This window comes from Dickeya oryzae, from assembly GCF_009372235.1.
GTDB lineage: Bacteria > Pseudomonadota > Gammaproteobacteria > Enterobacterales > Enterobacteriaceae > Dickeya > Dickeya oryzae.
This window is the reverse complement of the sequence record NZ_SULL01000013.1, coordinates 225,832-245,190: the sequence shown is the minus strand read 5'-3', so window position 1 is coordinate 245,190 and position 19,359 is coordinate 225,832. Positions and strand designations below refer to the sequence as shown.

Below are 19,359 nucleotides of genomic sequence, written 5' to 3'. Positions count from 1 at the left end.
AACTATAGACTAGCGGATTCGTTTTCGTGGATGCTGCGTTTCTTTATCAGATAGCAAAGTCTTCCAGAGTTTTACCACTTTCCAGCGCTGCGGCGATAGCTTTAGGTGTCCGCCCCTGACCTGTCCACGTCTGTTCGTTGCCGTTTTCGTCGGTATATTTGTACTTGGCAGGACGGGGAGTGCGTTTGGTTTTTGCTGTTTTGCTGGTAACACCAGCGTCGAGCAGTTCAGACGGATCAATACCATCTTCCAGCAGTCTGGCGCGTAAGGCTTCGATTTTAGCCTGACGCTCTGCGTTTTGTTGCTGTGCGCTGGCTTCTTCTTCACGCCGGTCTTCAACAATGGCAGTCAGCTTTTCCAGCATTTCTTCCAGTGTTGCCAGATCGGTTTCACGAGCCTGAGCACGGAGGGTGCGAATGTTATTTAATATTTTTAGGGCTTCACTCATTATCATTTATCCTGAATGTTGAACGTCATACACATCATACTATAAACGATAAAATAATGCAGATACTATAAATGTGTTTGATGCCTTATTATTCGTTTTTTATGGATTTACATTTCCCGCTCTTGACCACTTTTTCATTTTTGTTAATTGAATAGTACGTGAAAATAAAAAAGGACGATGAAAATGAAAAAACAAAATAAGACAGGGTTCTCACTGTTAGAACTCATTTTGGTGCTGGGTGTTGGAACCACAGTGACTTTTATGAAATTTCAGGATATGAAAAACGAACAGGAAACTGTTGTTGCTAAAGCTGTAGGTGAACAGATAAAGCAAATGGGTGAGGCGGTAAATGGCTATATCAATATCCGTTATGACAAACTTTCTACCCTGATATCCAGTACCAACCAGTCAAGTGATCCGGGACCAAGAACGTGTTCGGGTTCAGTCTGCGAAATTACCTATCAGACGCTGGTGAATGAAGGGTTATTACCTTCCTCTTTTTCTGGTGTTAATGCGCAAAAATCTTCATATAAAATTTTTTTGAGACGTTCAGGGAACGTTCCCAACTACATCATTAATGGCCTGATTACGACGACGAACGTATGGACTGATGGCGGGAAAGTCCGTTATGACTTGTTGGGTAAAGCAATGCAGGCGGCGGGCATTGACAGTGGAATGACAAAAACAACTACCGCTGCATCAGGTTATGGCGGGCAGTGGTCAGAACTTTCTACGGACTACAGCAATATCACCGCTGCGGGGCTTCTGGCTTATCGTGTGGGATATGATTCATCAATGTATTCTGTTTACCTGCGTCGTGATGGAACACTCCCTATGACGGGCGATCTGAATATGGGTGGTCAGAGCATATACAACGCTCAAAATATCACTGCGGCTGGGACAACGACAACGGGGGTACTTAAAACTGTTGGCGAGGCGACAGTAGGTGCGGATCTAACCGTGGCGGGGAACACTCAGGTTAACGGGAATATCAATGCCAATAATACTGTTACAGGTACAACCGTAGTATCTCGTGGTGAAACCTATACGCAAAACTGGTTCAGAACATTAGGTGATGGTGGGATTTATTTCCAGAAATACGGCGGTGGCTGGAATATGGCAGATACGGCAACCATTAACGCTTATGGCGGCAAGAATGTTCAGACCAGTGGCGGGTTATATGGTGGTTATGTTCATTCTAATGGCAACATCGATGCTAATGGAACGGTTAATGCTTCCTATATATGGGCAAGCGGGAATATAAACTCAAACTATGTGCATTCCAACGGGAATATCGATGCTAACGGGCGGATTAATTCAGGGGAATTTATCTATATAAATGGTCAGGCTAATGCTGGGTGGGGATGCTCGCCGAATGGATTAATCGGCAGAGATGGAGCAGGAAAGGCTATGTCATGCGTAAACGGTATCTGGTCTTCATTTGGAGCATCAACAATAGTTCGTTCTGCTGATTTTGGTTCAAGTAATTTAAATCGGAATTCCGCAGGCGTGGTAAACTGTGCATCTAATGAACACCTTATTTCCGGTGGTGTGAGTTGCCTGTCATCCGCTGGATTAGGTTTCATCATCAAGAGTCAGCCTGCTTCAAACGGCTGGTACGGCCTTTGTGGTGACAGTAGTCAGAATATGACAGGGATCACTGTATGGGCTGTATGTAGCCAATAGATGGGAATTAATATCGCTACTGATGTTTGTTATTTAAAAAACACGATGATGTGATGACACATATCCTTTAAAAGTCAGATCCACCATAAGACAGATCTGACATTTTCATATCCATCTGTTATGCCTGAAATTCACCCTCTGTGTCGTCAGTGCTGTCGGAATGAAATGTCCGATACAGGAAATCAAGGCGCTCCCACAGCACAAAACTCAGGATCTCTTTGACTTGGGGATTATCAATTTCAACAATCGCATAAATTAGTGCCCGACACTGATCGATAATTTCTTCTGGTTCCAGCGGCGTGTTATCGAACATAACACACCTCAAGAACAGACTGGCCCAAAGCAAAAAAGCCCGTATCCAGATGCAGATTTTCAGGTGGAGAATGGGTAAACTGATAAACAGCCATAGCGTTACTCCGTATAACGGTGTGGTTAGCCCCTGTCTGGTATTGAGAGTACCTTTCAGGGGCGAAACGGGTGTTCAGGTGAGTTTAATAGGGTTTCGTACCTGATCGGCTGCAATGTAAGGCTAAATAGCTTCTCATATCGCTGCTACACTTGTGGGAGGTGGTGCCCCGTTAGGTACGGGCCTCGCATAATGTGAGGTGAAGCATCAATATGCGAAGTTATTTAGGATTGGTGCTAGTCAATTGCTAAACGCGAGACAGAAAAATCTACAGTTGGTAAATTTCTGACCTTGAGAATTCGTATAGTTCTGAAGTTGCATAAAGCCGCTTTGAAAGCTGGTCTGTGTGTTGAGCCAAAGAGATGATGCATACGAACAGCGTCGAATCATACCTCCGACTTAGTATCCAGCAGGTTAGGGCTGATTAAAAAAAGAACATCATAATTGATGGGAAGCCACTTTTCTCAATCTATGTCTATATTTAAATGTCTGCTATATGGTGTTAATTAATTACGGGATGGTATTATGAAAAAACTAATTATTGCTTGTTCTGTTTTATTGATTGCAACAGGTGCTTTTGCAAAAGGTGGTGGGTACCATTCATACGCTGGAAGTGGTTATAGCGCACCGAAAACATATGGCTATGGGACAGGTAGTAGTTCAAGTCATGAAAAGGTAAATGGCTATATTAAAAACAATGGAACGTATGTTTCCCCATATCAGCGGACTTCAAAAGACACAACGCAATATAATAATTTCAGCACTAAAGGTAATTACAATCCATATACAAATACATATGGGACCAAAAAAGCAACACACTGATTTCCTGAAAATGGCGTTTTCGACCTAGCGCCATTTTTATATTCATAAATGAGGCTATAACCCGAAAAATATCATTTTCTATTTTTACTGGTTGATATAAGAATTGTTATGATAGTCACCTATGACTTAGGAGAAAGTTAATGTATTTCTGATTTAATATCTGTTTTATGTTGACGCGTTTTTTATCTTGTGCATAATAAATAGATAAGATTGCAGTTATCAAATAAAAGTCGTAAAATTTAAATCCTTTCAAAAATCAAATAGTCAATCTTAACGAGGGGTATATGTTTTCTCTGATTTATAAGGGTGATGTATGTTTTTTTTAGGATATCTCATATCTATAGTTGGATTTTTTTTCTATAAAAATACGTCACCAAATACTGCATTGGTGTTCATATCTTCTTGTTATTTTATTGTGATGATACATATCATAGCGTATAAAAAGGCTATAACCACTAAAAAAAATGATTTTTTTCGTTTTAAAAATGTAGTTTCTAAGCATATCCCGACTCTTTACAGAAAAAAAAGAGAAATCCTCAATAATAATGATTATGGCTTTTTTGATTCAGAGAAATGGGAGAGTGAAAAAAAACGATTTATCATCGGATTGAATTACAAATCTGATAGAAGCCTTTTATATAAAGGCATTAGTTTGCATGAGAAATTTGATATTATTGATGTGCTTGTTTGTAATTATACCCCAAAAGTAAATTTAATTTATAATGACTCTATGAACGGTATTGAATTTGAAGATTATTGCAGATCAATATTAAAAGATAATGGGTGGGATGTGTCAGAAACTAAAAGAAGTGGCGATCAGGGAGTTGATTTAATTGCCAGAAAAAATGGATTTTCTGTTGGCATTCAGTGTAAGAAATACTCAAAACCTGTTGGTAATGCGGCTGTTCAGGAAGTAAAATCAGGTATTGGATATTATGAGTTAGACTACGGTGTAGTTGTTTCTAATAATGAGTTTACCAGTGGCGCTAAAGATCTAGCGTTAGCTAACAATATACATCTTATACATTATTACAACCTTCCCAATTTGCATGCTGTTATTTTAAATAACACAATATAGATGTTTCTAAATCCTAAATATCTTGTAATAATGCTATAGCCCCTGTCGGGGCTTTACTCCCAATAATCTATCCCTTCTGCCCAAACTCAAACGGCCTGATCATACCGTTACGGTTAGCATCCAGAAAATCAGCCCACCATTGCAGCATCAGGCGGCGTTGCTCAAGGTGTTTGGCCTTATGGGTGTAGGCAGCGCGAACGTTGTTCTTTTCCATATGGCTCATTTGAAGTTCAACCACATCTTCAGGCCAGATGCCCGATTCGATTAACGCACTACACGCCAGCGTTCGAAAGCCGTGGCCGCACAGATCGGTTTTGGTGTCATAGCCCATTTTACGTAGCGCCTTGTTAATGGTGTTTTCACTCATTGGCTTCATCGCATCATAACAGCCTGTCAGGATAAAGCCGTCGTCACCGTTAACGTCATAGGTGAGGGTTTTTAGCTCTTTCAGAATGTCCAGCGCCTGACGGCATAGAGGAACATAGTGCTTTCTGCGCATTTTGGCACCGCGGCCTGAATGTTTGATCCCTTCAATGGCTTCACGCTGTTCAGGGATAACCCATAAGGCACTGTTAAAATCGATCTCTGACCATCTGGCAAAGCGGAGTTCACTGGAGCGAATAAATATCAGCAGAGTGAGTTTTATCGCCAATTGGGTCAGTCTGCTACGCCCCTGATAGCCTTCAATGCGTTCCAGTAGGGTTGGTATCTCTTCCAGCTCGATAGCGGGGCGGTGCTCTGTCTGTGGTTTCTGAACCGCACCTTCCAAATCATAGGCAGGGTTAAAGCGGATCATCTTTTGCTGGACGGCATAACGCATAATGGCAGTGGCGTACTGTTTCACCCGCATAGCGATTTCCAGATAGCCCAGCTTTTCTATCTTTTTGATGGGAACCAGCAGATCGCCTGTATCCAGTTCAGCAATGTCCTTGTTACCGATGTCAGGAAACAGATAGGTTTCAATACGGGTCCAGACAGAACGCTGATAATCTTCCGACCATGTGGTTTTGGTGGCAAACCAGTTTCTGGCTACCGTTTTGAACGCGCGGGTATTGTTGCGTTTTTCCTGAATCGCTTTGTTGTCTGCCTGCTTTTTAGCGCTGGGGTCAATTCCTGCCGCTAACAGCTTTTTCGCTTCATCTCGCCGTTGTCTGGCATCCGCCAGTGAAACAGCCGGGTAGACGCCTAAAGCGAGTATTTTTTGCTTCTTTTCGAAACGATAAGACAAGCGCCAGTATTTAGACCCATTAGGATGCACTAACAGGTGCATACCAAAGCCATCAGTAAGCTTATATTCCTTCTCAAGAGATTTGGCATTTTTTACTTTGGAATCAGTTAGAGACACGATTTGCCCCCTTGAGTTGTTGGTATAAGCAGAATCGAACCAGAAATACCAACAATTCTACCAACAAAAGTCGTGGGCAGTAGCGTTTTTTGGTGAACGAGGGTGAAGCTAAAGAAGGGGATAACCAATTGATAAAAAGCAAAAAAGCAGACGTCAGTGAACGTCTGCTTTCTTTAAATTGGCTCCTCTGACTGGACTCGAACCAGTGACATACGGATTAACAGTCCGCCGTTCTACCGACTGAACTACAGAGGAATCGTTTGAACGGGGCGAATCTTATCTGTGGTACCTTGCGCTGTCAACGGGCAAAACCGACATTCCGTACTGACTGCTTGGCTTATGTACAATCCGCGGAGTTCATCATCATTATGGTGATAAATCAGTCGGCTGGCGGTATTGCCTGCCAGCGTTGCAAGCGTTCCAACGGGTCCTGACGATAAAATTTGCAAAAATTCCGGTATACCTCTGGGAAACGCTCCACCAGCAAGTCAGGCGCGCTGAAGAAATATTCAGACAGCACCGCGAAGCACTCGGCCGGGTCGGTGGCGGCGTAAGGATCCATGCTGGCGGCATCTTCTCCCACCAGTTCGATTTCTTCGCGCAATGCCTCCATGGCGGCGTGCAGGGTTTGTTCCCAATGCGCGATGTCGCGTAGTGGCATCGCTGGTACGCCAGAAGGGCGTTCATTACCACGCTTATCTAGCTTATGCGCAACTTCATGGATAATCAGATTGAATCCGGAAAGATCAAAGGAGTCTTGAATCTCCAGCCAGTTCAGTACGACTGGTCCCTGATCCCAGCTTTGGCCAGACTGAACGTTAGGGCCGCTGTGCACCAGACCGAACTCATCCATCCACTCGCCATCTACCGTGAAAGGTGCGGGGTGGATCAGTACATCATGAAACCCATCAAGCCATTCAATACCCAGCTTCAGCACCGGCAGGGAAAATAATAGTGCGATACGTTGTGCCATCAGCTCGGTGAGCGCCAGCCCCTGCAACGGTACCAGGCGTTTTTGACGTAAAAATTGTCTTGCTACCATTACCACCTGTTGCCGTTCAGCTTCAGCCAGTGGCGTTAACAGCGGGATAGACAGTGCCTGCTGCCAGTCTAAGAACGCATCAGGTGTAGGGGATTTCCATTGCCACTTCATCATGGTGTTGCTCGCTAAGTCATCACTTGAATTCAAAGGCGTCGGTTTGTTCTTGTTAACATGCCATAAAACAGGGCATTATAAGCACCGATTTCGTGGAGAGATGCCGGAGCGGCTGAACGGACCGGTCTCGAAAACCGGAGTAGGGGCAACTCTACCGGGGGTTCAAATCCCCCTCTCTCCGCCACTCACTTCTTTTTGCTGTTCACTCCATTGTGTATTTTTTCGTTGATTCATCCCGTATGCGTGCATGGTGTAGCCTAACACCCGATGATGAGTGTTTCTGGCAGAACCGTCATGAAATCACCATTTTTATACCATAAGTTCTCGCCATTGATACCCTGGTTCAGCGCCGGTAGAGATACCGCTATGCTGTTTCATTTTATTGCTTGTTAATAATGAAGGTGCAGCATTCTGTATTGTTGTTTCTGGTTGATGGCACAACAATGAGAGCGATAAGTGTAGCGTCAAATCCCTTTATGATAATGACCGAAGCGATACGTTTTCGAAAGAACCTATTTTCTACTGAACTGGTGAAAATAGATTTTATTCATTGTCTAAATAAGGCTGATTGAAATGACTGAAGAAGATATCTATCCACTGTTGGGTAAATTGGCGTATGGCCGTGTTTATGCCTATGCCGTGCCTTGCTGTGATTATCATGCGCCACACCAGAAACATCCATTTATTCTTTTTTCACTGAGTCAGGAAAATAATTATAACGCCTCTCAGCAGTTGGCCAGCCAGAAGGTGACGGTCAGTGCAGACTGTTATGCGCATACCGTAGCTGAAGCCCGTGCGTTGCGTGAACAGGTACGAGCGGCGCTGTCAGTATTGCAGCCGAATAAAACCGTTGAATATAACGACTTTGATGTGGAATACGAAAAATTCCGTATGACACTGGAAGTTGATATTTCTCGTTAATTATTTGGATTTAAATTTATCGTCAACATCCATCTGGTATTGGATTGGCCTGTTTTTGACCGTTCCATACAATAAAGGAATAATGTTATGTGGTATAAGTCAGGTAGTTTGTCTTTATTTTCTGGCAGCAAGGTCGTCTTGGGTAATAATACTCTTTGGGCCGATAAGAATAATGGTGTTATTGCTGGCGGCATGTTGCTGATTTTTGCTGATTGCAGCATTAAGATTTATGAAATTGCCTCCGTCGTGTCGGACACCGAGCTGATGCTGGCCAGTGAATATAGCGGTTGTACCGCTAATGGTGTGCATTACGCTATTCCCGTGTTTGGTAGTAACGACACCTTCGATCACGCTGCTTATGTGGCGCAGATTGCGGCGATGCTGGCAGGTTACCAGTCCCAACTGACTCAGTGGAAACAAGTGCTGACCGAGCGTGGCCAGGTGACGCTGACGGATAATAGTGGTCAGAGCGTGGTGGTGAAAACGCTGCCAGATTTGACTGATGCCGTGAGCCGCATGATGGATAAAACCCTCAATGGTGCGGATATTCCGGATAAAGCGCAGTTTGTCGCTAATCTGGGATTAAGTGACGTAGTGCATAAGTCCGATCTGGCAAACCACACCCATACTGCCTCGCAAATTACCGACTTCACTGACGCGGTGCGTAAAGTTCTGGTGGCGACCCTGGCAGCCGGACAGGGTGTTTCCCTGAATTACGATACAACTAACAATCAGTTAGTTGTCAGTGCGACAGGTAGCAATAGCGGCGGCGGAAACAATGGCGGTCGTGGTTATACCGTAGTAACGCGCAGTGGTGCGACGGCGAATCAGGTATTCACCTTCCCATTTAGCGCTACCGGTTCTATGGATTACAGTTTCGAGGCTTTTGCGTTAAAAGAGGAAGCGGCAGCTGCCAGTCCGGTTGTTGTGAACAGTTTTGATAATGGCACTGGCATGATTGCAACTGATGGTTTGGTGTTTAATGGTGTTATGAAGCCATATACAGGCGGAGACACGACGCTGACTATGAATGCTAATGGAATTTACGAGGCTATCATCCCTGAAATCCAGATTGGCGATATTCAGGTATCCGCTTATACATCGATCATCCCGGTTTTGACATCAAATACATCAGCATCAGGGATAACAGTTTCAGCTACTAGCACTAATGAGATCAACTACCCATGGAAAGCCTTTGATGGGAACGCTTCAACCTATTGGCAGAATTACGGTGGTCCATCAGGGCTCATCGTGGCATTCTCTGTCGGCACGACCGTTAGCGGATATTATCTTGATGCTGCGCTGGCGGGGCCACCGATGGGAACTGGCTTCTGGGATTTTCAGGGTAGTGATGATGGGAGCACATGGACAACTCTTGATTCCGGTTCAGGCAACAGAATTACTGTTACGAAGTCATTACCTCAACCGGTATCATACAGATATTATCGGCTATACATTCCCGGTAGTGGTGGATTCGTCTATGAAATGAAAATCCTCAATAATGTTCAGCGGGTATTAATCCAGGCAAGTGATGACAAATACTATACCGTGACGAATGGCGAGCTTACGCAGATACCTTTGCCATCATCCATCGCTGATATCTCAGCGACCGGCTTCACCACCTCTGGAAAAATAACTAATGTCATCGTGAAAAAGCTGCTCTCAAATCAGGGTGGAAAATTGAATGTTATTGTGTCACCTGCGCCGCAGATTGCTAAAACAGCAAGCCTGAAAAATATTAAATCCTATAGCTTATTATCCACAGTGACAGCTACAGTAACGCAAACAGGTGCAGGTGCAGTAAAAATGGCTGTGTCGCGAGATGGGAATGAATGGTTTACATGGAATGGTAGTGCGTTTATTTCTATTGGCACATTAACTATTGACCGTAACGGCGCAGATAAATTAAATACCCAGGGTGTGTCAGTTTCAGCACTGAATGCTTTAACTAGTACTCAATGGGCACTGTTATATGCGAATACACAGGGGGTACCTGATAATATTGCTTTTGCGTTTGGTTTCTCTGTGCCTAATGGTGCTACTGATGATGCACAGGTAGACCAGATTATACTATCAGCGGTGTCTTCTGCCTGGAAAAAACAAACTGAAGCTGAAGTGGAAATACGGTGGTATCCCGATAAAGTGACGTTTAAAACCGTTGCGGCAGGTAACTACAAGTTGGCCTATCAGCAACCGTAATCTCTGACCTGTATGCATCAATAGACTGGCGGGCTGATATTCTCAGCCCGCCTTTTATCTATAGAAACGTCTATGTAAGGGGTCTATAGACAAAAATATGCCCGGTTAAACCGGGCATATTAATAGCTACATATGAATAGTTAAAGGAAACGCTATTAACCGTGCAGGCGGCGGGTAATTTCAGCAACGCGTGCGCCGTACAATCTAGCGGTTTCCAGGTCACCTGCCGGGATGGCATCCGCACCAGCGTCAGACGGAGACTGAATCAGTGCACCGGCAGAACCACCGAGGTTGTTGGCATCGTTACGGGTGGAAGCCAGCGCGTTAGCTGGCGCTTGTCCCAGGCTAACCCAGATACCGCCGTGCTGTGCCGCCAGCGTCTGCAGATAAATCAGGGTAACTTGCTTGTCACCATTCAGGCTGGCGCTGTTGGCGAAACCGCCAAATACTTTGTCCTGCCAGCCACGGGTAAACCAAATTTTGGAGCTGGCATCAGCAAATTTTTTGAACTGCCACGGTACGTTGCCCATGTAGGTCGGTGCACCGAAAATGATACCGTTTGCGGCGTTCAGAGTTTCCCAGTCGGCGTCGGTGATATCGCCGTTGCTATCAATAGCGATCAGGCTTGCCTGTGCGCTCTCTGCAACCAGTTCAGCGATATGTTTGGTGTGGCCGTAGCCGGAATAGTAGACAACCGCGAGTTTGCTCATTGTATTTCCTCATTTATGGACGCATAAAGGCGTTTATGGACGGATAAAAGCGTGGGTAAAACCATAAACCATGTTCAGTGATGTCGGCATATTATCGCGCCCCATTTTTATAAACAATGAATTACCCGAAAGTACCTAGGTTACCCTGTGGTAACCCGAGGTTGATAATTTGAATGAAAATAATCGAATACGAACTGATAGCGTATTTCTTTTCTATGATATGAATAAAATGAATAAGACAGATATCCACCAGACATGCTGAGGATATCTGTACCCGACGCTTTAATGAACCAGCCGCTGGATGCCGTCACGCGCCAACGCGTAACTACCGCATTTTTGGTAAAATTCCAGAGCCTGCTGCTTCATGCCGACACATTCCAAAATAACGCCGACATTGTAGTTGGCTTTATAAGAGTTGACGCCTTCTTTATTCCCTGTCGGCATATTTGTACATTGCACGAATAAATCGACTGCATTCTGCAGTTGGCCATTATTCATCAGTATGAGGGCTTTCAAAAATATAAAATCAGTGGATGAGAAGTTGGACTCATACTGGATAATATCCATCGCTTCTGCATATTTCCCCGCATTGATCAATGCATAGCCGTAAGTTTCAATCAGGTCTTCGGTGTATTCGTAAGTAAAATTGGTCTCGAAGCGTATTGCCTGTTGAAAATAGTGAATGGCTGTCGGATAGTCGCGTTTCAGATAATAACTTTTACCTAACTGGAATAGCAGGTATGGGTCATCTTCCTGCGTCGTGAGCGCCTGTTTCAGTAACGTGATATTGCGTGAAACCTTGTCGGTATCCTGCAAGACTTCCTTTCTATACCCCACATGATTGAGCCGGATTGGCGCCATAAATGGCGGCGCTAAGGGCGTGTTGGTGTCTCGTGGTGTCACTTGTTCGTGAATAATACCGCTGTAGTGATACCTATCTTTGCAAAATAGTCGGTTGATGGATTCCCGGGCAGTAGTGATATCGTTCCCTTCGTCCAGGTAATTGATGCGTTCTACGCGGCCTATCGAGTGCGGATGTGCTTTTATCAGAGCGTGTAGTGCTTCAATATCAACAGATTCGACCTCTTCATCGGCATCAATCACGAGAACCCAATCGTGACGCGCGTAATCCAAAGACACATTGCGTGCCGCAGAGAAATCGGCGACCCAAGTGAAGTCATAAACATGGGGGGTGAATTGGCGGGCGATGGCTTTGGAGTCATCAGTAGAACCTGTATCGACAACGATAATATCGTCAAAATGCGCTGCAATAGAGGCCAGCGTGCTGGCAAGATGCCTGGCTTCGTTTTTCATTATCATGCAGACGGAAATCATTACATTTACCAGGTAGAGGAAAAGAGTTCGACGATATTCTGTCACCAGCAGACATCATTGGCGTAATATCGTGCACTATGCCGCATCGCAACACCGATGCGTCCGCCATCAGAATAGCGGAATGGGGCGTCCTTCGTCATTGACTGCCACAAAATTGAACTGACCGGTAATCACTTTGGTGCGGCCTTCGGCGTACATCTGCTCCAGATAGACCGACACATCTACGGTCAGGCTGGTACGTCCGACCCGGCTGACCTGCCCGACCAGCTCCACAATCGTGCCTGATGGGATAGGGGTCGTGAAATTGATCTTTTCGGTTGAAACGGTGACCAGGGGTTTATGGCAAAAACGGGTGGCAGTAATAAAAGAAATTTCGTCCATCCATGCCAGTGCGGTGCCGCCAAACAACGTGGAATGGTGGTTGATAGTGGTAGGGAAGACGACTTTGGCGACCCGGGTGATGGATTGCTGAATGCGTTCTTCCTCAGATAATGCTTGTGTCATGATGCGACGACCTTATGGAGTAACATAAACGCGGTTATCTTACACCAATTCTGTTACAGCGGTCTGGCCGTTGGTCGATTAAGGTCGTCTAACGGCCAGTCTGGAGTGGATGGCTTGAGGTGGTGGTGGCCCTATTCGCATTCTTGCCGCCAGGCCGCGCACACGCCAGGCGTTCTGTCGGGGCAAGGCGTCAGGTCACCTGCCCACAGGTGTCACAGTCTGGATTCTTCGATAAGCGCATTTCGCGAAATTGCATCGTCATCGCATCAAACAGCAGCAATTTACCCGCCAGCGGCTGGCCATAGTGCGCCAGCAACTTGATGGTTTCCAGCGCCTGCAATGACCCTATCACGCCAACCAACGGTGCCATCACACCCGCTTCGACACAGGTGAGTGCACTGTCGCCAAACAAACGGCTAAGGCAGCGGTAGCAAGGCTCCTGCGGTTGATAGGTAAAAACGCTGATTTGCCCTTCCATTCGGATCGCCGCACCGGAAACCAACGGTATTTTCTGCAGAAAACAGAGATGGTTAAGCCGCTCACGAATAGAAACGTTATCAGTGCAATCCACCACGACATCGTGTTGCGTCACGACAGCCTGTAGGGCGTCATCGTCCAGATTATCCTGAATCGGTGTTATCTGAATGTGTGGATTGATGCGCTGCAAGGTCTGACGGGCCGACTCGACTTTCGGCATGCCGATGCGATCGTCGCGATGTAACACCTGGCGTTGCAGGTTGGACAGTGACACGGTATCAAAATCCAGCAGGGTGAGTTGGCCGACACCGGCTGATGCCAGATACTGCGAGGCGGCACAACCCAGCCCACCTAACCCGACAATCAGTACCCGAGCGGCTTTCAATCGTTCCTGTGCATCAAAATCAAACCCGCGCAGGACGATTTGCCGATTATAACGCAGGGTTTCTTCATCAGTCAGTTCAGGCAGCATCAGTAGTGGCTCTGTAACAGTGAGTTGAAGGGTTCGACTTCCACCCATTCGCCCGCGTCAACACGGCCGCGTTCCGCTTCCAGTACGATGAAGCAGTTGCCGAGACTGAAAGAACTGAACACATGTGAGCCTTGATGCCCGGTGGTCCGCACTTCCAGGTCGCCCTGTGAGTTACGGGTTAACACGCCGCGTTGGAAATCCAGTCGGCCGGGGGATTTTTTCAGCGGTGTCGCTGTTTTTACCCGAAAACGTGTCGGTAATGACCACCCGCTATGGCCGGACAACTGTGCCAGCAGCGGTTGCACGAGCTGGTAAAACGTTACCGCGGCGGAAACCGGGTTACCCGGCAGTCCGCAGAACCAGGCGTGGCTCAGCTTGCCGAAAGCAAATGGTTTACCGGGTTTGATGGCCAGTTTCCAAAAGCGGATATCTCCCAGCATTTCCAGCATCTGTTTGGTGTAATCCGCTTCTCCTACTGATACGCCCCCGCTGCTGATCACCACATCGGCAGCCTGATCCGCCTGCAGAAAGACCTCACGCAGCGCGGTGGGATCATCACGCACGATGCCAAGGTCTATTACGTCATGGCCCAATTGTTCGAGCATCAGCCGTACCGCAAAGCGGTTGGTATCGTAAATTTGCCCTGGTTGCAACGGCTCGCCGACAGGTTGTAGCTCATCGCCGGTGGAAAATAGCGCCACCCGCAGACGGCGTACGACCGATATGCTGGCAATGCCCAGTGATGCCAGCAACGGCAATTCGGCCGCCCCCAGCCGCGTACCTGCGGGCAGAACCTGCGCCTGCTGTTGTATGTCCTCACCGATACGGCGGATATTCTGGCCCGGTTTCACCGCATGGGTGCACCGAATCCGGCCATCGGCATCGCTTTGTGTTTCCTCCTGCATGACCACCGCGTCGGCACCGGCGGGGATCGCCGCACCGGTCATAATGCGAATACAGCTGCCTTCAGGCCAGTCTGCGTCAAATGGCGCGCCAGCAAATGCTTTACCTGCTACGGGTAACGGCTGACCGGTGAGCTCATGACACCGCACGGCGTAGCCGTCCATCGCCGAATTGTCGAATGGCGGCACATTGATAGGCGAGGTCACCGCGGTGGCGGTAATACGACCGGCAGCCTGATAGATAGAAACGGTTTCTGTGGTGGTAAGTGCGGAAACTTGCGTCAGCATGGCATGCCGCGCCTGTTCCAGAGAGAGTAAACCCGAAGTATCCATGGCAGCTCCACACACCCGTTCGTTGCATGGCACAGCAGGCAAAACAGGCATGACATTGATGTATCGATAGCGTGCCATTATGGCAGAAATCGCCGGGGGGGAGAATGACGTGTATCAGAAGGGAAAGGGATAAAAAACGCGGCCGAGGCCGCGTCTGAAACCGTGATCGCCCTGCAATCCGGGCAATCGGCATGCACAATCAGAACGAGGTGCGTTTGTAGGTGCGGTACTGCGGATGCCAGAAGTTATGAGCAATCGCTTTGACCAGCGCCTCTTCAGTTGTCACTTCCGCCACACCCTGCAACTGGGCGGCTTTAGCCACTTCCAGCGCGATGTGTTTGGATACTTCCTGAATGGTGTCAACATCTGGCAGCAGTGCACCTTCACCCTGATTCGCCAACGGAGAGCAGTCAGCCAGCGCACGGCTGGAGGCCATCAGCATGCCATCAGTGATACGTTTCGCGCCACTGGCCAACACACCCAGACCAATGCCTGGGAAAATGTACGAGTTATTGCACTGTGCGATCGGGTAAACCTTGTCTTTGTGCTGTACCGGGGAGAACGGGCTACCGGTCGCGACCAGTGCGGCACCGTCGGTCCAACGGATGATATCTTCCGGACGCGCTTCCACACGGGATGTCGGGTTGGACAGCGGCATCACGATCGGGCGAGCGCAATTACGGTGCATTTCACGGATGATTTCTTCCGTGAACAAGCCCGGCTGACCTGATACACCGATCAGGATGGTCGGCTTGGCGTTACGCATCACATCCATCAACGAGATGGCGTCACGGGTGACATCCCACTGAGCCAGTTTGCCGCTTTTCTGCACCAGCTTGCTCTGGAAGTCGAGCAGGTTAGGCAGTTTGTCGGTCAACAAGCCAAAACGGTCTACCATGAATACGCGGGCGCGGGCTTCTTCGTCGCTCAGCCCTTCAGACTTCATCTGTGCGATGATCTGCTCGGCGATACCGCAACCAGCGGAACCTGCACCCAAAAACGCCACGGTCTGATCGCGCAACTGGCTGCCTGCTGCACGGCTGGCGGCGATCAGGCTGCCCAGTGCCACGGCGGCGGTGCCCTGAATGTCGTCGTTGAAGCTACAGATTTCATCACGGTAGCGGTTCAGCAACGGCATGGCGTTGTTCTGTGCGAAGTCTTCGAACTGCAGCAGGACGTTCGGCCAGCGGCGTTTCACAGCCTGAATGAATTCGTTCACGAACTCATAGTATTCGTCACCGGTAATACGCGGGTGACGCCAGCCCATGTACAGCGGGTCGTTGAGCAGTTGCGGGTTGTTGGTCCCAACATCCAGTACCACCGGCAGAGTATACGCCGGGCTGATGCCGCCGCACGCGGTGTACAAAGACAATTTACCGATCGGAATCCCCATACCGCCGATACCCTGGTCACCCAGACCCAGAATACGTTCACCGTCCGTCACCACGATGACTTTTACGTTCTGTTTGGTGGCGTTTTGCAGCATATCGTCGATATGCTCACGGTTAGGGTAGGAGATGAACAGACCACGAGCACGACGATAAATGTCGGAGAAGTGTTCACAAGCAGCACCAACCGTCGGCGTGTAAATGATCGGCATCATTTCGCTCAGGTGGTTTTCCAGCAGGCGGTAGAACAGGGTTTCGTTCGTGTCCTGGATATTACGCAGGTACACGTGTTTTTCCATATCGTTCTTGAATTCCTGATACTGCCGCCAGGCGCGTTCTGCTTGTTCTTCAATGGTTTCTACTGCTTCAGGCAGCAGACCGTGCAGGTTGAAATGATCGCGTTCTTCTTCGGTAAAGGCGCTGCCTTTGTTCAGAAGGGGGAACTCGAGCAGGAGGGGACCAGCATAAGGGATGTAGAGCGGACGTTTACTTTCGTATTCCAATTCCATGACTTTTTCGACTCTTTGGTAGCTGAAATCGGTTCGGAGAACCAGCGGGAAGCGATCGATACCGGCGATCTTAAAGTACCCAGCAAATATGTACAGGGATTGTTAATTAAAATAATTACAGATGACTTGCATATAAAAATTATGTGGGGGAAGTCACATAGTGGCGGCTTTTAGCGACAATGAAGGCCGCAGAAGGGGGGGATGCCGTCATCTCATCAATAAGATGACGGCGTGATGCTTCAATCGGCCAGTGCGTGGTGCAGTGCGGTGTACCCCAACGAGGCCAGCAACGGTTGGGCCAGGCTCCACTGACTGAGTGCGGCATGGCTTGACTCCACCAGAACCGCCCGCTGAATATCGCTAAATGCCTCGCCAGCCAGATTGACAAGATTCAGGGCCGCCTGCAAAGGAGGCAGGCTGGGGTTGAACGCAGCGTTTTCCGCATAACGTCCGGTGTAGCGATGGCCTTGCCGCGTCTCCAGCGCGATGCCGCTAAACGCCTTACTGTACGGTGCGTGGCTGCGGTTGGCGGCAGTCAGTGCTAACTGGCACAGCGCGTCGTCCGTTACCAGTGTTAATCCATTATCGATGGCATCCATCAACAGGGTGTTGATCGCTAAATCACGCGGGCCAAAGGCATCCGGCAGGTAATGGCTGAGCGCCGCCGCTTCCCGTCCCGGCAGACAAATACGCAAGTCAGGTGCACTGTTCAGTTCATTCATGAACTGGCGGCAGTGACCACAGGGCGTGTAATTGACGGTTACCGCGCGCAACGCAGGCTCATCGCGCAACCAGGCGTGGCTAATCGCGCTTTGTTCGGCATGGACAGTCTGCTGTAACGGCAGGCCGTCAAATTCCATATTAGCGCCCCAGTAGAATGCGCCGCTGACTCCTTGTGCGATAGCGCCAACGTGAAAATCAGAAACCGGCGTCAGTGCACAGGCGGCGGCCAGCGGCAGCAAGGCAAAGGCCAGTTCATCGGCGTCGAGCTGACAGTGGGCGCAAATCTGTCGAACGTCGTCGGCGGTTAGCATGGCGGCGAAATCGTCACGCGCCAGTATGGGAGCCAACGCGGTTTGTAGCGTCGCAGGCAGTTGCGTGAAGGCGTCATGAAAGCGTGCTTGCATGGTGGTTTCCCTTTCCCGGTTTACAAGGCGTACTGACCCAAGTGTGGACAGTGATACAGCTAATATTTGTGATTATTATCACTTTTAGAATGAAATGAATGAAAAAGAAATCACAAATGCGAGATATCTCGCAGGTTTTAGACGCAAACCCGGTTGGTATTGAGAAAGTGACTATGAACCACCGTCTGGTTGTGCGGCTTCATTTCCCTGCTGAATGAACGTGTCTATTTTTTGTGCGAGTCGTTTTGCCTGCTCAACTACCTCCGTTGCGCTCAATCCGTATTGATGGCTGAGTGTTTTCCAGTCATAAGATCTGGATTTTCTGCCGTCAGGAAAGTGTTGATAGAGCCAGTCGGTGAATGCGGAATGTGAAGAGGAGAAGGCTTCACTCAGGTAAGCCTCAGCGTAAAACGCCCGCAAGCCGAAGCGTGGATGGCGGCTGTTTTCGCTTTTTTCTCTGTAAATGTTCACGTAGAGAGGCCAGTATGTTTCCGCGCTGATCTCCAGCATAGTGTCGGTCACAAAATTAAACCAGGTGCGGCTGATTTGCAGATTATTGTTGTGCGAGCCGTCATCACCCTGCAAATCCGGCAGGGCTTTTTTCATGTTAACCAGCACACCGGCAATGCCTCGGGATTGGAACAGCTTGTCGCAAAGTGGGCGGTGCTGTTGCAGGAACAGCAGCATTTCGGCGTCGATGCCGGTAAATGTGCTGGCACGCCATTTGACCGGCGAGTGATTTCTTTGCTGATAAAAGTATTCCACCAGCGGTGCATAACGGATTGCCAGCGTGGCAGAAAGCTCGGAGATTCGTTGCTCGGCTGGGCTTTGCCAATCGGCTTGTTTCTGGCAGTACGACAACAGCAACTGCACCGCTGCATGATGATTTTCGGATTGCAGGCGGGCGCGATGCGCTGCTTTACCCAACCACTGGTAGTTCATAAATGCCCAGTGATTGGCCTGGCTGACAAAATCGTTATCGGCTGATTGATTAAACCATTTGTCGATGGTGACGAACAGGAAGAGATAGCTGTTGAAACAGGCGTTACGCGCCAGCGCTTTTTTCACTGCGGCGTGATAATCGTCAAGCTGGGTGACGTCGGGGGTTGAACCCGCTTTATTCTCTATCGTGACGATAAATTTGTTTTGCGGGTCGATCAAAAACAGGTCAAGGCGTCGGCGGCTTTCGTTACCGTCAAAAATGCTGAATTCCCGGCAGACAAACAGCGAACCAAAGCTGGTTTGATGAATTAAACCGGGGGTCCAGATATGGAAAAATTTTTTATTGTCGTATTTATGTTTGGTACTGCTGTAATAGGCGGCGGTCAGAAAATCTTTAATTATCGCGTCGCGCTGACCATGGCCTTCATTCGGATTCAGGCACCAGGCCAACATATGGGAGTGCTGATTTTCCGTTAGCGTAATCACATCAAGGATGTCATCCGATGTTTTGAGCAGCTCTTGTAACTCGATGAAATGTTTGTCTTCAAGAAAGGTATAAAATGTCTTTTCGTCCATGTGACCGTCTGAATGTTTTCTTA

Annotated in this window: 17 protein-coding genes and 2 tRNA genes; 6 read left to right on the top strand and 13 right to left on the bottom strand. The window is 48.1% G+C overall.

Translation table 11 applies throughout. The features are described from left to right. Positions 1-46 precede the first annotated feature (46 nt). Complete coding sequence (locus tag FAZ14_RS14790) at positions 47-448, bottom strand: H-NS family histone-like protein (protein WP_153508782.1); 402 nt, start codon at positions 446-448, stop codon at positions 47-49. Between the two features lie 183 nt (positions 449-631). Between FAZ14_RS14790 and pilV the strand changes: the two genes are divergently transcribed. Next, positions 632-2,134, top strand: a complete 1,503-nt coding sequence (pilV, locus tag FAZ14_RS14785; protein ID WP_153508781.1) for a shufflon system plasmid conjugative transfer pilus tip adhesin PilV — start codon at positions 632-634, stop codon at positions 2,132-2,134. A 118-nt stretch (positions 2,135-2,252) separates the two neighbouring features. On the opposite strand, the gene FAZ14_RS14780 is transcribed toward pilV, so the two are convergent. Continuing rightward, the gene (locus FAZ14_RS14780) at positions 2,253-2,447 is read right to left on the bottom strand and encodes a hypothetical protein (protein WP_153508780.1); all 195 of its coding nucleotides are present in this window, start codon (positions 2,445-2,447) and stop codon (positions 2,253-2,255) included. 618 nt (positions 2,448-3,065) lie between these two features. On the opposite strand from FAZ14_RS14780, the gene FAZ14_RS14775 reads away from it, so the two are divergent. Both FAZ14_RS14775 and FAZ14_RS14770 read left to right on the top strand, forming a co-directional pair. Continuing rightward, entirely contained in the window at positions 3,066-3,362 is a 297-nt protein-coding gene (locus tag FAZ14_RS14775) for a hypothetical protein (RefSeq protein WP_153508779.1), read from the top strand. A 313-nt stretch (positions 3,363-3,675) separates the two neighbouring features. Then, entirely contained in the window at positions 3,676-4,440 is a 765-nt protein-coding gene (locus FAZ14_RS14770; protein WP_153508778.1) for a restriction endonuclease, read from the top strand. 67 nt (positions 4,441-4,507) lie between these two features. Here the strand turns inward: FAZ14_RS14770 and FAZ14_RS14765 are convergent, their stop codons facing one another. From FAZ14_RS14765 to mtfA, 3 genes are all read right to left on the bottom strand, one after another. Next, positions 4,508-5,785 (bottom strand): tyrosine-type recombinase/integrase, encoded by a 1,278-nt coding sequence (locus tag FAZ14_RS14765; RefSeq protein ID WP_153508777.1) that lies wholly within the window; start codon positions 5,783-5,785, stop codon positions 4,508-4,510. A gap of 179 nt (positions 5,786-5,964) precedes the next feature. After that, positions 5,965-6,040, bottom strand: a tRNA-Asn gene (locus FAZ14_RS14760). A gap of 124 nt (positions 6,041-6,164) precedes the next feature. Beyond that, the gene (gene mtfA / locus FAZ14_RS14755; protein WP_016942648.1) at positions 6,165-6,941 is read right to left on the bottom strand and encodes a DgsA anti-repressor MtfA; all 777 of its coding nucleotides are present in this window, start codon (positions 6,939-6,941) and stop codon (positions 6,165-6,167) included. Positions 6,942-7,035: 94 nt separating this feature from the next. Here mtfA and FAZ14_RS14750 point away from each other — a divergent pair. The 3 genes from FAZ14_RS14750 (at position 7,036) to FAZ14_RS14740 (ending at position 10,061) form a co-directional block, all read left to right on the top strand. Next, positions 7,036-7,125 (top strand) — tRNA-Ser (locus tag FAZ14_RS14750). A 389-nt stretch (positions 7,126-7,514) separates the two neighbouring features. After that, positions 7,515-7,862, top strand: a complete 348-nt coding sequence (locus FAZ14_RS14745; RefSeq protein WP_153508776.1) for a DUF3168 domain-containing protein — start codon at positions 7,515-7,517, stop codon at positions 7,860-7,862. 87 nt (positions 7,863-7,949) lie between these two features. Next, positions 7,950-10,061 (top strand): discoidin domain-containing protein, encoded by a 2,112-nt coding sequence (locus FAZ14_RS14740; protein ID WP_153508775.1) that lies wholly within the window; start codon positions 7,950-7,952, stop codon positions 10,059-10,061. Between the two features lie 155 nt (positions 10,062-10,216). On the opposite strand, the gene FAZ14_RS14735 is transcribed toward FAZ14_RS14740, so the two are convergent. The 8 genes from FAZ14_RS14735 to FAZ14_RS14700 form a co-directional block, all read right to left on the bottom strand. Next, a complete protein-coding gene (locus FAZ14_RS14735) occupies positions 10,217-10,771 on the bottom strand; it encodes a flavodoxin family protein (protein ID WP_016942645.1) in 555 nt (184 codons plus the stop codon). A 282-nt stretch (positions 10,772-11,053) separates the two neighbouring features. Beyond that, entirely contained in the window at positions 11,054-12,106 is a 1,053-nt protein-coding gene (locus FAZ14_RS14730; RefSeq protein WP_029456487.1) for a glycosyltransferase, read from the bottom strand. Between the two features lie 108 nt (positions 12,107-12,214). Then, positions 12,215-12,610: an acyl-CoA thioesterase gene (locus tag FAZ14_RS14725; protein WP_016942643.1), complete on the bottom strand. Its 396-nt coding sequence runs from the start codon at positions 12,608-12,610 to the stop codon at positions 12,215-12,217. Between the two features lie 190 nt (positions 12,611-12,800). Then, positions 12,801-13,559, bottom strand: coding sequence for a molybdopterin-synthase adenylyltransferase MoeB (gene moeB / locus FAZ14_RS14720; RefSeq protein WP_016942642.1), 759 nt, complete (start codon positions 13,557-13,559; stop codon positions 12,801-12,803). Further along, positions 13,559-14,794 (bottom strand): molybdopterin molybdotransferase MoeA, encoded by a 1,236-nt coding sequence (gene moeA / locus FAZ14_RS14715; protein ID WP_153508774.1) that lies wholly within the window; start codon positions 14,792-14,794, stop codon positions 13,559-13,561. The genes moeB and moeA overlap by 1 nt, the downstream gene beginning before the upstream one ends. Positions 14,795-14,993: 199 nt before the next feature. Continuing rightward, positions 14,994-16,691: an NAD-dependent malic enzyme gene (locus FAZ14_RS14710; protein WP_016942640.1), complete on the bottom strand. Its 1,698-nt coding sequence runs from the start codon at positions 16,689-16,691 to the stop codon at positions 14,994-14,996. A 239-nt stretch (positions 16,692-16,930) separates the two neighbouring features. Then, positions 16,931-17,818, bottom strand: a complete 888-nt coding sequence (gene cdd, locus FAZ14_RS14705) for a cytidine deaminase (RefSeq protein ID WP_016942639.1) — start codon at positions 17,816-17,818, stop codon at positions 16,931-16,933. A gap of 171 nt (positions 17,819-17,989) precedes the next feature. Beyond that, complete coding sequence (locus FAZ14_RS14700; RefSeq protein WP_038926379.1) at positions 17,990-19,336, bottom strand: PDDEXK-like family protein; 1,347 nt, start codon at positions 19,334-19,336, stop codon at positions 17,990-17,992. Positions 19,337-19,359: the final 23 nt, after the last annotated feature.

Excerpts from the sequence above, each read along its gene's own strand:
- FAZ14_RS14790 (WP_153508782.1), bottom strand. The coding sequence starts at position 448 with ATGAGTGAAGCCCTAAAAATATTAAATAACATTCGCACCCTCCGTGCT.
- pilV (WP_153508781.1), top strand. The coding sequence starts at position 632 with ATGAAAAAACAAAATAAGACAGGGTTCTCACTGTTAGAACTCATTTTG.
- FAZ14_RS14780 (WP_153508780.1), bottom strand. The coding sequence starts at position 2,447 with ATGTTCGATAACACGCCGCTGGAACCAGAAGAAATTATCGATCAGTGT.
- FAZ14_RS14775 (WP_153508779.1), top strand. The coding sequence starts at position 3,066 with ATGAAAAAACTAATTATTGCTTGTTCTGTTTTATTGATTGCAACAGGT.
- FAZ14_RS14770 (WP_153508778.1), top strand. The coding sequence starts at position 3,676 with ATGTTTTTTTTAGGATATCTCATATCTATAGTTGGATTTTTTTTCTAT.
- mtfA (WP_016942648.1), bottom strand. The coding sequence starts at position 6,941 with ATGATGAAGTGGCAATGGAAATCCCCTACACCTGATGCGTTCTTAGAC.
- FAZ14_RS14745 (WP_153508776.1), top strand. The coding sequence starts at position 7,515 with ATGACTGAAGAAGATATCTATCCACTGTTGGGTAAATTGGCGTATGGC.
- FAZ14_RS14740 (WP_153508775.1), top strand. The coding sequence starts at position 7,950 with ATGTGGTATAAGTCAGGTAGTTTGTCTTTATTTTCTGGCAGCAAGGTC.
- FAZ14_RS14735 (WP_016942645.1), bottom strand. The coding sequence starts at position 10,771 with ATGAGCAAACTCGCGGTTGTCTACTATTCCGGCTACGGCCACACCAAA.
- FAZ14_RS14730 (WP_029456487.1), bottom strand. The coding sequence starts at position 12,106 with ATGATTTCCGTCTGCATGATAATGAAAAACGAAGCCAGGCATCTTGCC.
- FAZ14_RS14725 (WP_016942643.1), bottom strand. The coding sequence starts at position 12,610 with ATGACACAAGCATTATCTGAGGAAGAACGCATTCAGCAATCCATCACC.
- moeB (WP_016942642.1), bottom strand. The coding sequence starts at position 13,559 with ATGCTGCCTGAACTGACTGATGAAGAAACCCTGCGTTATAATCGGCAA.
- moeA (WP_153508774.1), bottom strand. The coding sequence starts at position 14,794 with ATGGATACTTCGGGTTTACTCTCTCTGGAACAGGCGCGGCATGCCATG.
- FAZ14_RS14710 (WP_016942640.1), bottom strand. The coding sequence starts at position 16,691 with ATGGAATTGGAATACGAAAGTAAACGTCCGCTCTACATCCCTTATGCT.
- cdd (WP_016942639.1), bottom strand. The coding sequence starts at position 17,818 with ATGCAAGCACGCTTTCATGACGCCTTCACGCAACTGCCTGCGACGCTA.
- FAZ14_RS14700 (WP_038926379.1), bottom strand. The coding sequence starts at position 19,336 with ATGGACGAAAAGACATTTTATACCTTTCTTGAAGACAAACATTTCATC.